A 12,948-nucleotide genomic window follows, 5' to 3' on the forward strand; every position below is an offset into this window, starting at 1 on the left:
TCAGCCAGCGTGATTGTCGCAGCCAGATTGAACAAGGAAAGTGAACGGAAACCACAACGTTAATCACGACTGTGCGAATTCCGGGCACCATTCGGTTCAACCCGGTAAGCGAAATCCCCGAGCGGAGCAGACTCGGTAAGTAAGACCGATTGCCGGGCAACGGCGCATCATCGGGAAATGCAGGAAAAGTGAATGAATTTTATTAAAAATCACATTGTCAGATTGCTTGCCAATCCGGTTTCCGCTTTTGTTTTGTTTGGCCTGTTCTCGGTTGCTCTAACCAGCCTGTTGTTGCTGAACTCCCGCCAGAAAGACTGGCAGGAGGAAAAACGCAATTTCGACAGCATCATCCGTCTGTACGAGTCCTATAACACCAGCGGCGAAATCGCTGAAAGCGACCATTTCTACAAGGTCGGCAACTCGATGTTTTCCCGGGTGCGCATTATGGCGTTCAACACCCGCGACGTCGGCCACGAATGCATCAACCGCCTGTCAGAACTGAATCTTTCCCTCAACGACATGGCGATCATTCGGGTATGCCAGAATCTGCTGCCGTCCGCCGGTAACCCGCCGGAAAAGGAGCAGCTCACCACCGTCATGCCGATTCTCTCGCCCACCGACAAACTGATCGGCTTACGCATACGCGTCACCACGCTGGGCTCCTCGCCCGGCTTTGGCAACATTGCCACCACCTCGGCGGAAGTCATCACGCTGGCCTGCATCAGCCTGATGGTTGCCGTCATGGGCAGCCTGCTGTCGCTGGTCGCAAAAAAATATCTGATTGAGCTGCCGACCACCGCCCGTTACGACGATCTGACCGGCTTTCTGCGCCGGGATGCGTTTTACCAGTCAGCCAACCGCGCGTTGAAAGCGGCGCGTCATGAAAACAAGCCGCTGTGCGCCATGCTGATTGATATCGATCACTTCAAGCAGGTCAACGACACGCTGGGACACGCGGCGGGCGACGAAGCGCTGAAAGCGGTGGCGGACGTTATTCGGCATTCGTTTCGCCGTCATGACATCCTCTGCCGTCTGGGCGGCGACGAGTTTGCCGTCATATTGCCCAACATCTCGCAGGAAAACGCGGTGCGCGTAGCGGAGCGCGTCAGAGAGGGAATCCATGAGCTCGGCCATGCCTCAACATCCATGTCGCCGGGAATTACCGTCAGCATCGGGCTAGTGACCGTCGAGTCGCCGGATGAAGGGCTGGATGAAATCATCCGCCGCGCCGACGTTAACCTGTATCTGGCAAAAAGAACCCGCAACTGCACGATCACCACCCCGCTCGCCCGGCCTCTGCAAGGCGACGCAGAAACAAAAACGGCCAGCGCCAGCTGACCGTTTTCCACACGAAAAAGACGTCGCGTCTTACAACAGCGCGGCGATCATTTTTTCCAGTTTTTCCTGGTCTACCGCAAACTTACGGATACCGTCGGCCAGTTTGTCCACCGCCATCGGATCCTGATTGTGCTGCCAGTAGAATTCGGACTCGGTCAGTCTGGCCGGACGCGCTTTCACCTCACCGCTGTAAGACAGTTTGTGCGCCACGTCGCCCTGGCTTTCCGCCAGTTCTTTGAGCAGCGCCGGCGCAATGGTCAGGCGATCGCAACCAGCCAGTTCCAGAATCTCGCCGACATTGCGGAAGCTGGCGCCCATCACTACCGTTTCATAACCGTGCTGTTTGTAATATTTGTAGATGTCGGTAACGGAGATGACGCCCGGATCTTCGTGCGGCGCAAACTCTTTCTTGTCGCTGTTGGCTTTGTACCAGTCCAGAATACGGCCCACAAACGGGGAAATCAGGAACACGCCCGCTTCGGCGCAGGCACGCGCCTGAGCAAACGAGAACAGCAGGGTCAGGTTACAGTTGATGCCTTCTTTTTCCAGCTGCTCGGCGGCGCAGATCCCCTGCCAGGTGGACGCCAGTTTGATCAGGATACGGTCGTTGCTGATGCCGGCATCGTTGTACAGCTTGATCAGGCGTTTCGCTTTGGCGACGCTGGCTGCGGTGTCATAGGAAAGACGGGCGTCCACTTCGGTGGAGATGCGCCCCGGAATCAACTTGAGAATTTCCAGACCGATATTAACCGCCAGTTTGTCCGTCGCATCGACAACCTGCTGCTCGCGTTTGTCGCTCTGCGCGCGGGCCCAGGCCACAGCGTCATCAATCAGCGCACGGTATTCCGGGATTTGCGCGGCATTCAGAATCAGGGAAGGGTTGGTGGTGGCGTCCTGCGGCTGGTAAAGCTTCATTGCCGCGATATCGCCGGTATCCGCCACCACAGTGGTGAATTGGCGTAGGGAAGTCAGTTTATCCGTCATGTTGGCCTTTCTCATTGTTTGTGCATGAACTGGTGGCAGGAACTGTCGCCAGAGCCTGATAATAACACGCGCCCAAGCCCGCGCAAGCGGACCAGAAAAAAACCGCACGCAGGAAACAAAACCTTTTTTCAATTAAAAATCAATAGAATAAACATCATTCATTTTTCTTTTACCCCTGTTTTTGATGAAAAATCACACGAGAGCCTAAACCACGCTGATTTATCACGCCTGTCACAGCCATCGCCCCTTTTTTACCGGCTTTTGCTACAGTAAGGCCATTCAAGACACCAACGGGATACGTTTATGCTGATCACCCTTTCACCTGCCAAAACGCTGGATTACACCAGCCCGCTGCCCACGCAACGCTACACGCAACCCGCTCTGCTGGAGTATTCCCAGCAGTTGATGCGGCATTGCAAACAGCTGACCCCGGCGAATATCGCCTCGCTGATGGGTATCAGCGATAAGCTGGCGGACCTGAATGCGGCCCGTTTTCAGGAATGGCACCCGGAATTTTCGCTGGATAACGCGCGTCAGGCGTTGCTGGCGTTCAAAGGCGATGTCTACACCGGGCTGGCGGCGGAGGATTTCAACGAGGCGGATTTCGATTTCGCCCAGCAGCATCTGCGTATTCTGTCCGGCCTGTACGGCGTGCTGCGGCCGCTGGACCTGATGCAGCCTTACCGGCTGGAAATGGGTATCCGGCTGAAAAACGACGCGGGCAACGACCTGTATCAGTTCTGGGGCGATACCATCACCGACACGCTCAATCAGGCGCTGAAAGCGCAGAACGACGATATTCTGATCAATCTGGCGTCCGACGAATACTTCAAATCCGTCAAACCGGCCAGACTCAAGGCGCGGCTGATAAAACCGGTCTTTCTCGATGAGAAGAATGGCAAGTTTAAGGTGATCAGCTTCTACGCCAAGAAAGCGCGCGGCCTGATGAGCCGCTTCATCATTCAGAACCGCCTGACCACGCCGGAGCAACTGAAAAACTTTGACAGCGAAGGCTATTACTTTGACGCCGCCAATTCCTCGGCAGACGAACTGATCTTCAAGCGCCGCGAACGCGACGCCTGACAAAACGGGTTATCCGCTCCATAAACGAACACGGCCGGAAAGCGGTTTCCCCCTTTCCGGCCGTAATACGTGCAGAAGTAATACGTTGCAGAAGTAATACGTTGCAGAATTAGCGCGGCAGTTCCATCAGGAATTGACGCAGCTGCGCGAAGTCCGGCGCGAAGTGGTGCGACAGCAGCGCCAAATCGGCGCGTTCGGCCAGCGCTGCCGGCAGCGGCAATGTCTTAGCGAGAATCGCCTCGACGCTCTCCTTGAACTTCGCCGGATGGGCGGTGCCCAGGAACAGGCCGTATTCGCCCGGCTGCAACTGATCGCGCAGCAGGCGGTAAGCGATCGCCGCGTGCGGCTCGGACGTGTAGCCCAGCGCCGCCAGTTCCAGCATGGTGGCTTTGGTGGTCTCATCGCTCACCGCGCCGAACGCCAGCTCTTTCAGTTGCCAGTTCTTGCGGCGGAACAGCTCTTCCACACGCGGCCAGTTGTTCGGCTGGCTCACGTCCATCGCATTGGACAACGTCGCCACGGTCGGATTCGGCTGCCAGGCGCCGCTTTGCAGAAAACGCGGCACCGTGTCGTTGGCGTTGGTGGCGGCGATAAAGCGCTTCACCGGCAGGCCCAGCGATTTCGCCAGCAGGCCGGCGGTCAGGTCGCCGAAGTTGCCGCTCGGTACCGATATCACCAGTTGATTGCGAGCTTCCTGCGGCAACTGCGCCACCGCTTCGAAATAGTAGCTGATCTGCGCCAGCAGACGGCTGATGTTGATGGAGTTGGCGGAATTCAGCCCTATCGCACGTTTCAGCTCTTCATCATCAAACGCCTGCTTCACCAGCGCCTGACAGGCATCGAAATCGCTGTCGACGGCGATAGTGTGAATGTTGCCGCCCAGCGTACAGAACAGTTTTTCCTGCAACGGACTGATCTTGCCGTTCGGATACAGGATCACCACCCGCACGTTCTTCAGGCCGTAGAACGCATGCGCAACCGCCGCGCCGGTATCGCCCGAGGTGGCGGTCAGGATCGTGATCTGCTGATCGCCCGCGACTTCCGCCAGCATCTGCGCCATCAGGCGGCCGCCGAAGTCCTTGAATGCCAGCGTCGGGCCGTGAAACAGCTCCAGCGCGGCGATGTCTTCGCTCACCGGCACTACCGGCGCCGGGAAGCGGAAAGCCGCTTTAACGCGCTGGTAGACGGTTTCATCAGACATCTCATCACCAATGAACGCCGACAGAATACGGCTGCTGCGGGTGACAAAATCCTGTTCCAGCAGTTCATCAATCGCCGTGCGGTCGAATTCCGGCAGCTCCAGCGGGAAAAACAGGCCCTGATTGCTCCCCAGCCCTTTGCGGATCGCTTCGGCGAAATTCACCTGTTCATTGTGATCTTTCAGATTGTACAGTTTCATGCGTTATCCCAGTTGTCGCGCGCCTGCGGTATCCAGACGGCAAATATGAACAAAACCTTCGTCGTTCTGCAGATAGTTTTCCCGCAGCCAGCTTGCCAGACGCTCTGCCGAGCCCATGTTGTTGCACACGGAGAACAGCGTCGGCCCGGAACCGGAAATACCGCAGGCCAGCGCGCCCAACTCGTTGGCCGCCTGACGCGCTTCGGCAAAGCCGGGTAACAGACGCGTGCGGTAAGGCTCGGCGATGACATCTTTCATCAGGGTCGCCGCCAGCGCCGCCTGGCCGGTATGGCAGGCGTGGATAAAGCCCGCCAGATAGCGGCCGTGGCTGATGCAATCCTGACGACGATACTGCGCCGGCAGGATCGCCCGCGCTTCAGCCGTGGACACCTTGATGCCCGGATAGGCCATCACCCACAACCAGTCGTCAAATCCCGGCACCGGCTGACTGACGATGCCCATCTCTTCCACCATCAGTTGAATACCGCCCAGGAAGCACGGCGCCACGTTGTCGTAATGCACGCTGCCGGAAATGCGCCCTTCCAGTTCGCCCATCAGCGTCAGCAGGCGGGTGTCGTCCAGCGGTTTGCCGCAGAATTCGTTCATCGCCATCAGGCCGGCTACCACCGAACAGGCGCTGGACCCCAGCCCGGAACCGATCGGCATGTTTTTTTCCAGCGTCATGGCCACCGGCACGGTCTTGCCGATTTCCTGACAGAAACGTTCCCAGCACTGATATACGATGTTTTCTTTCGGGTTGTCCGGCAGCTTGCTGACAAAACGCCCTTCGTTGTACAGGCTGAACAGTTCGGCTTCCCGCACGGTGACGCAATCGCCCAGCAGGGTGCCGTCCACCGGCGATACCGCCGCGCCCAGCACGTCAAACCCCACGCTCACATTCCCGATGGATGCCGGGGCATAAATCTTCACCATTCTCACACTCCCACCTTCCACGACAGCGTACGCAACAGGTCTGCAAACACCCCGGCCGCCGTCACATCATTGCCCGCCCCGTAACCCCGCAACACCAGCGGCAGCGGCTGGTAATAACGGCTGTAAAACGCCAGCGCGTTCTCGCCGTCCTTCACCTTGAACAGCGGATCGTTGCCGCCCACCGCGCTGATCGTCACCTGGCACTTGCCGTCGTCGATCTTACCGACGTAGCGTAACACTTTACCTTCCGCCCGCGCCGCTTCAACCCGACGGGCGAATTCGGCGTCCAGCTCCGGCAGGCGCGCCAGGAAGCTGGCGACATCGCCCTGCGCATATTCCGGCGGCAGCACGGAATCGACCTGAATGTCGTCCAGCTCCAGTTCATAACCCGCTTCACGCGCCAGAATCAACAACTTGCGCGCCACGTCCATACCGGACAGATCGTCGCGCGGATCCGGCTCGGTAAAGCCTTTTTCTTTCGCCAGCAGCGTGGCGGCGGACAGCGACATGCCTTCATCCAGCTTGCCGAAGATAAAGGACAGCGAACCGGACAGAATACCGTTGAAGCGAATCAGCTCATCGCCGGCGTTCAGCAGGTTCTGCAGGTTCTCGATCACCGGCAGACCGGCGCCGACGTTGGTGTCGTACAGGAACTTGCGACGGGATTTGGCCGCCGCCTGACGCAACTGGTGGTAATAACGCAGCGTGCCCGTGTTGGCTTTCTTGTTAGGCGTGACGACATGGAAGCCGTTCGCCAGGAAATCGGCGTATTGATCGGCAACCGCCTGACTGGAGGTACAGTCGATGATGACCGGGTTCAGCAAGTGATACTCTTTCACCAGACGGCTGAGCGCAGCCGGGCTAAACGGTTCACGCGCCCGCGCCAGCTCGTCGCGCCAGCGATCCATTGGAATACCGTGCACGTTGGTCAGCATCGCTTTGGAATTGGCGATGCCGCATACCCGCACGTCGATGTGTTTTTGTTTCAGCCACGGCTGCTGGCGCTGAATCTGCTCCAGCAATGCGCCGCCGACGCCGCCGACGCCAATCACGAACACGTCCAGCGCCTGATTGGTGTTGAACAGCATCTGATGCGCCACCCGCACGCCGGTGGTCGCTACGTCATTGTTCACCACCACCGAAATCGAGCGCTCGGACGAGCCCTGGGCAATCGCCACGATATTGATGTTGGCGCTGGCCAGCGCGGTGAACAGACGGGCCGACAGGCCGCGCAGCGTACGCATACCGTCGCCCACCACGGAAATGATCGCCAGCCGTTGCACCACGTCCAGCGGCTCCAGTACGCCTTCTTTCAGTTCCAGATAGAATTCGTCTTCCAGCGTTTTGCGCGCGCGCGGCAACTCACTCTGAGACACGCAGAAACTGATGCTGTACTCGGAAGAGGACTGGGTGATAAGCACCACCGAGATACCGGCGCGGGACATGGCGGCGAACACGCGCGCCGCCATCCCGACCATCCCTTTCATACCAGGGCCGGAAACGTTGATCATCGCCATATTGTTCAGGTTGGTGATGCCTTTGACCGGATACTGGTTATCGTTGCTTTCCAGACCGATCAGCGTGCCGGGCGCCTGGGGATTTTCGGTATTCTTGATAAGGCAGGGAATCTGGAACTGGGCGATGGGGGCGATAGTGCGGGGGTGGAGAACTTTGGCGCCGAAGTACGACAATTCCATCGCTTCCTGATAGGACATCGACTTCAGCAACCGCGCATCCGGCACCTGACGCGGGTCACAGGTGTACACGCCGTCGACGTCAGTCCAGATCTCACAACAGTCGGCCCGCAGACACGCGGCCAGCACCGCCGCCGAATAGTCAGAGCCGTTGCGGCCCAGCACCACCAGTTCGCCTTTATCATTGCCGGCGGTAAAGCCCGCCATCAGGATCACATGGTCAGCGGGGATCGCCTGCTCATCAATGCGGCGGGTGGATTCAGCGATATCTACCGTGGATTCCAGATAATGGCCCTGCGCGAGCAGGCTGCGCACCGGGTCGATGATCGATACCTGATAGCCGCGCGCCTGAAATACGGCTTCCATGATGGCGATGGAGAGTTTTTCGCCCCGGCAGATAATGGCGGCGTTAACGCTGTCCGGGCACTGCCCCAGCAAAGCGATGCCATGCAGCACCTGTTTGAGCTGGGAAAACTCTTCGTCCACCCGCGCTTTCAGCCGGTCATAGGCAAAACCAGGCTGGGATTGCGCCAGTCCCTGCAGCAAATCGGCAAAAATGACTTCCGCTTCGGTGATATTTGGCTGGATATCCTGTTTAGCCACGGTTTTTTCAATCATGGCCACCAAGTGATTGGTGATCTTCGCCGGTGCCGACAGCACCGTAGCGACCTGTCCCTGACGTGCATTGCTTTCGATGATATCGGCAACACGCGCAAATCGTTCTGCGTTGGCTACCGAGGTCCCGCCAAATTTCAACACTCGCATTTTTGTCTGTTCTCCTGAATTTTCAGTTGCCAAAAACGCCGGGAGCGTTTTTGAAAGCCATTTGCAACGGCCTTATAAGGTTGGCGGGCAGCAATAAACCCGCGATAACGGTAAAAAAAAAGCCCGCACTGTGAAGTGCGGGCTTTTTCTGGATTCATCTGTACGCGTCAGCCCGCACCGTTACTCGTCGTACCGGTGGTAATAATAATGGTGGTGGTAACCAGGCTGATGTGATGCATTGCGTAACGTTCTCGTAGAGCGAAAAATTATCTGCCCTATTAGTTAGGGCAATCGCCCTGCTAAGTCAACGGATTTCTTCATTCCTCCCTCCACTTTACGCCGGTGACGGCGGATAAAGTCACTATGGAAAAACAAAAAACCCAAACAATGATTCAGAAAAAGCGGCCAGTCGTGATGATTCGCCAGAGAATCCTCATTTTCCCTGATCTTCTGCCGATAGCGCTTTTTCCACATCATGCAGCAGCCTATGCAGCATAGCGCTGTCACGTTGCTCCAGTAATCCGAGCCGCTGTTGCAGCCAGTCGCGCAGTTTTTCGTCCTGCTGCGCGCCGACCCGAACCAGCAAACGCGCAAACCGCTCGCGCAACGCCGCCAGTTGTCCGGACTCAGCCTGCGTCGGCTCGGCCGCGGTCACCTGCATCAACGACGCTAGTTGATAACAATACACCATCACCGCCTGCCCCAGATTCAATGACGGATAATCCGCCGCCATCGGCACGCCGGTCAGGATGTCCGCCAGCGCCAGTTCCTCATTGGTCAGCCCGGAATCTTCGCGGCCAAACACCAGCGCTGCAGAACTGACCCATTGCCGCTTTTCCTCCAGCACGCTCAGCAACTGCGCTGGCTCACAGTAGTAATGAAAACGGGCGCGGCTGCGGGCGGTGGTCGCTACCGTGAACTCAACATCCGCCAGCGCGTCGGCCAGCGTCGGGAAAACGTCGACCCCATCAAGAATATCGCCGGAGCCATGCGCCACCCAACGCGCCGCCGGCTCAAGATGCGCAGTGCTGTCGACAATCCGCAACCGGCCAAACCCCATGGTTTTCATGGCGCGCGCCGCCGCACCGACGTTTTCGGCCCGGGCGGGCGCCACCAAAATGATATAAAACTGCACACAACCTCCCAGCACGCACCTGGCAGGTGCGCTGACGAATAAAATGTAGCGATGATTTACGCTGGAAAATAAGTCCCTACCGGGATTTGACGCATCCCGCCAGATGGCCTGAAATCGTAGCCGCATTGACGCGCCGCCGAATGACGCGACGGAAATGGAAACGCTTCAGCTATCAGCATTTATTATGCCGTGGTGAATATAAAAATGTTAAATTGTGATAGATAGCGGTATTCGTGGTGCGTTTTCCACAAATTGCTAACGTGCTACAATGAAATTTGATATATGTCAATGGAACCGTAGATTTGCCAGTCGGCGAAATCAGTGCTCACTGTTATGTTGCTGTTAATAAGGTTAAACTGTGCGCCACAATAGGCTCTGTTGCAAAACCTCATCGCCACCTGTTATCAGGCTCGCGTCGGGTGGAAACAAGTGCTTCAAAACGTATTTACGTACTTGAGTCAGTCGGCGAAAAAACGGTGAACACGATTTCCCAAAGCGCCCGAGAGAACCAGGACTTCTGTACTTTCGAATCTCTATATTAGTTGGCAATTTTAGGTAGCAAACATGCAGACCCCCCACATTCTTATTGTCGAAGACGAGTTGGTAACTCGTAACACCCTCAAAAGCATTTTTGAGGCCGAGGGATACGTTGTTCACGAAGCCACCGACGGCGCCGAGATGCATAACATCCTGTCCGAACATGACATCAATCTGGTCATTATGGATATTAACCTGCCGGGCAAAAATGGCTTGTTGCTGGCGCGTGAACTGCGCGAGCAGGCAAGCGTGGCGTTGATGTTCCTGACCGGGCGCGATAACGAAGTCGACAAGATTCTAGGCCTGGAAATCGGCGCAGACGACTACATCACCAAGCCGTTCAACCCGCGTGAACTGACCATCCGCGCACGCAATCTGCTGTCCCGCACCATGAATCTGGGCGGCGGCACCGAAGAGCGTCGTCTGGTGGAAAGCTACCGCTTCAATGGTTGGGAGCTGGATATCAACAGTCGTTCGCTGGTCAGCCCGAACGGCGAGCAGTACAAACTGCCGCGCAGCGAATTCCGCGCTATGCTGCACTTCTGCGAGAACCCGGGAAAAATCCAGTCCCGCGCCGAACTGCTGAAGAAAATGACCGGCCGCGAGCTGAAGCCGCATGACCGTACGGTAGACGTCACCATCCGCCGTATCCGCAAACATTTCGAATCCACTGCCGATACGCCGGAAATCATCGCCACCATTCACGGCGAAGGTTATCGCTTCTGCGGCGATCTGGAAGACTGATTCCCGGCGCGGTCATCACGCGCCAATATCCAATATGTAGAAAGCCGGGTTTGCCCCGGCTTTTTTATTTCTGAGATGTTGTTTATTTCCGGGATAGATCGCCGTTACTTGCTCCAGGGCAGAATCGGCACCGCGCTGAGCGCGTTTTTCGGCGACCCTTCTACTATACGATCGGAATAGGTCAGGTAAACCAGCGCATTGCGTTTTGCATCGTAAAAACGCACCACCTGCAGTTTCTTGAAAATCAGCGACGTGCGCTGCTGAAACACCACGCTGCCTTTTCCCTTGCTACTGGTGATCTTATCGCTCAGGGTAATCGGCCCTACTTGCTGACAGGAAATGGCGGCATCCGACGTATCCTCCGCCAGGCCAAGCCCCCCTTTGATGCCACCGGTTTTGGCTCTGCTCAGATAACAGGTCACGTTTGCCACATCCGGATCGTCAAACGCTTCCACGATGATTTTGTGGTCTGGTCCCAGCAGCTTAAAGACCGTATCCACCGTTCCGATTTCCTCGGCCCAGACTGACGTTGCACCGCAGAGCAGGGCCGCAGCCATCAACACAATTCGTCTTTTCATCATTGCCTTTCTCTCACTTTGTCGCCGCCATGGCGTAGTTTCTGTGGTTCAAAGACCATTTGTCGGATAGATTTCTTTAGCAGCCTATGTTAATCAGATTCTTTATTCATCAGGCACAAAAATCTTGGTAAGTGCCCCAGGGAAAAAGTTGCTATTATGCCGGGCTTATACGCTTAGCTCTCGGTGTGTTCTATGAGGACGATCTATGGATCAAGCCAGTATCATACGTGACCTGCTCAACTGGCTGGAGGGTCATCTTGACCAGCCTTTATCGCTGGATAATGTCGCAGCCAAGGCCGGCTATTCCAAGTGGCATTTGCAGAGAATGTTCAAGGACGTAACGGGTCATGCCATCGGTTCATACATTCGTGCCCGTCGGCTCACCAAAGCGGCTGTCGCACTGTGTCTGACCAGTCGCCCGATTCTTGATATCGCCTTGCAGTACCGTTTCGATTCACAACAGACGTTCACCCGGGCGTTCAAAAAGCAGTTTGCCCAGACGCCGGCATCCTATCGTCGGGCGGATGACTGGAATACTTTCGGTATCCACCCACCGATTCGTCTCGGCGCTTTTACCATGCCGCAACCGCACTTCGTCACCTTGCCGGAAACGCAGTTGGTTGGTCTGACCCAGAGCTATACCTGTAATCTGGAGCAAATTACCTGTTTTCGTACCGAAATACGCGTCCATTTCTGGCGGCAGTATTTGGGAGAAGTCAAACAGGTCCCGCCGGTGCTGTACGGTCTGCATCATTCTCGCCCAAGCAAGGAGAAGGATGATGAACATGAAGTGCTGTATACCACCGCGCTGGAACCACACCATGTTCCGGAGGGCGTGCATCCCGGCGAACCGGTGGTATTACCGAGCGGCGACTATGCCATGTTTATTTATGAAGGCCCGGCGGATGATTTGCAGGATTTCATCATCACCCTCTACGACACCTGCCTGCCGACTTATAAACTGACACGCCGCAAAGGTTTTGATGCTGAACGCTTTTACCCCAAAGGCCACAAAGAAGCTGAACCGCCCAAAATCATCCGCTGCGAATACCTGATTCCAATTCAGCGTTAACGCTGCAATTCATCCAACGCCGGAGCGTCAAGATGGGAGACGTCTCCGGCGGTTTCTACTATCCATCCAGGCGCCAGCCAGGGGCTCTGTTGATAATCAACACGAGACAATGAACAGTTGCGCAGCCGCAAGCGGCGCTCCGCCCAGGCCGGTAATCCCAACAACGTACTCAGCAGGCAGCCCAGCGCAATACCGTGACTCACCAGCAGTGGGCGGCTGCCTTCCGGCAACGCCAGGCACTTTGCCAGCACGCTCTGCATACGCAGAGCCAATTCCGACATGGACTCGCCGTTGGGGATACGGCCATCGCGGGTGCCATCCACCAACTGTTTACGCCAGCGCTCTTCTTCAAGGCTCAGCGAATCAATCAGCCTTTCCTCCAGCACGCCCATGTTCAGCTCTCTCAAAGCCGGCTCCATGATCACCGGGCAGTCGCCGCAAGCCTGCGAGATAATGTCGGCAGTGCGGCGGGTCCGCCCCAGATCGCTGGTAAAAATATGGGTAATCCCCAGTTTCCTGACCCTTGCAGCAACCAGCCGGGCCTGATGCTCGCCACCCGAGGTCAGCGGACTGTCCGACTGCCCCTGAATGCGTCGCGCCACGTTCCACTCTGTTTCACCATGGCGAACAAGATATACCTGTAACATGATTTTTTTCCGTTATACTGCGTCAAATTAACTACAAGG

At 56.6% G+C, this 12,948-nt stretch carries 11 protein-coding genes and 1 other annotated feature; of the genes, 4 read left to right on the plus strand and 7 right to left on the minus strand.

The genetic code is table 11. The annotated features are described in order from the left end of the window. The first annotated feature begins 192 nt into the window (after positions 1–192). Positions 193–1,338 carry a GGDEF domain-containing protein gene (locus DXXMK7_RS18145; protein WP_038920276.1) on the plus strand — a complete coding sequence of 382 codons (1,146 nt, stop codon included), beginning with the start codon at positions 193–195 and terminating at the stop codon, positions 1,336–1,338. Between the two features lie 30 nt (positions 1,339–1,368). On the opposite strand, the gene tal is transcribed toward DXXMK7_RS18145, so the two are convergent. Next, entirely contained in the window at positions 1,369–2,322 is a 954-nt protein-coding gene (tal, locus tag DXXMK7_RS18150; protein WP_038920277.1) for a transaldolase, read from the minus strand. A gap of 303 nt (positions 2,323–2,625) precedes the next feature. Here tal and yaaA point away from each other — a divergent pair, with 303 nt between their 5' ends. Further along, positions 2,626–3,405 (plus strand): peroxide stress protein YaaA, encoded by a 780-nt coding sequence (yaaA, locus tag DXXMK7_RS18155; RefSeq protein ID WP_038920278.1) that lies wholly within the window; start codon positions 2,626–2,628, stop codon positions 3,403–3,405. Positions 3,406–3,514: 109 nt separating this feature from the next. Here the strand turns inward: yaaA and thrC are convergent, their stop codons facing one another. The 4 genes from thrC to DXXMK7_RS18175 form a co-directional block, all read right to left on the minus strand. Further along, positions 3,515–4,804 (minus strand): threonine synthase, encoded by a 1,290-nt coding sequence (gene thrC, locus DXXMK7_RS18160; protein ID WP_038920279.1) that lies wholly within the window; start codon positions 4,802–4,804, stop codon positions 3,515–3,517. Between the two features lie 3 nt (positions 4,805–4,807). Beyond that, positions 4,808–5,737, minus strand: a complete 930-nt coding sequence (gene thrB, locus DXXMK7_RS18165; protein WP_038920280.1) for a homoserine kinase — start codon at positions 5,735–5,737, stop codon at positions 4,808–4,810. 2 nt (positions 5,738–5,739) lie between these two features. Then, positions 5,740–8,196 (minus strand): bifunctional aspartate kinase/homoserine dehydrogenase I, encoded by a 2,457-nt coding sequence (gene thrA / locus DXXMK7_RS18170; RefSeq protein WP_038920281.1) that lies wholly within the window; start codon positions 8,194–8,196, stop codon positions 5,740–5,742. A gap of 112 nt (positions 8,197–8,308) precedes the next feature. Next, positions 8,309–8,428: a sequence feature (Thr leader region), on the minus strand. 201 nt (positions 8,429–8,629) lie between these two features. Next, complete coding sequence (locus DXXMK7_RS18175; protein WP_038665508.1) at positions 8,630–9,331, minus strand: tRNA/rRNA methyltransferase; 702 nt, start codon at positions 9,329–9,331, stop codon at positions 8,630–8,632. A gap of 564 nt (positions 9,332–9,895) precedes the next feature. Here DXXMK7_RS18175 and arcA point away from each other — a divergent pair. Beyond that, positions 9,896–10,612, plus strand: a complete 717-nt coding sequence (arcA, locus tag DXXMK7_RS18180) for a two-component system response regulator ArcA (protein WP_012768295.1) — start codon at positions 9,896–9,898, stop codon at positions 10,610–10,612. A gap of 104 nt (positions 10,613–10,716) precedes the next feature. Here arcA and creA read toward each other — a convergent pair whose 3' ends face one another. After that, positions 10,717–11,193, minus strand: a complete 477-nt coding sequence (gene creA, locus DXXMK7_RS18185) for a protein CreA (protein WP_038920282.1) — start codon at positions 11,191–11,193, stop codon at positions 10,717–10,719. A 202-nt stretch (positions 11,194–11,395) separates the two neighbouring features. On the opposite strand from creA, the gene robA reads away from it, so the two are divergent. Beyond that, positions 11,396–12,262, plus strand: coding sequence for an MDR efflux pump AcrAB transcriptional activator RobA (gene robA, locus DXXMK7_RS18190; RefSeq protein WP_038920283.1), 867 nt, complete (start codon positions 11,396–11,398; stop codon positions 12,260–12,262). Here robA and gpmB read toward each other — a convergent pair. Continuing rightward, positions 12,259–12,909, minus strand: a complete 651-nt coding sequence (gene gpmB / locus DXXMK7_RS18195) for a 2,3-diphosphoglycerate-dependent phosphoglycerate mutase GpmB (protein WP_038920284.1) — start codon at positions 12,907–12,909, stop codon at positions 12,259–12,261. The two genes, robA and gpmB, sit on opposite strands and share 4 nt — an antisense overlap. Between the last annotated feature and the right edge of the window lie 39 nt (positions 12,910–12,948).

This window comes from Dickeya sp. MK7, assembly GCF_000406305.1.
GTDB classification, from domain to species: Bacteria; Pseudomonadota; Gammaproteobacteria; order Enterobacterales; family Enterobacteriaceae; genus Dickeya; species Dickeya fangzhongdai.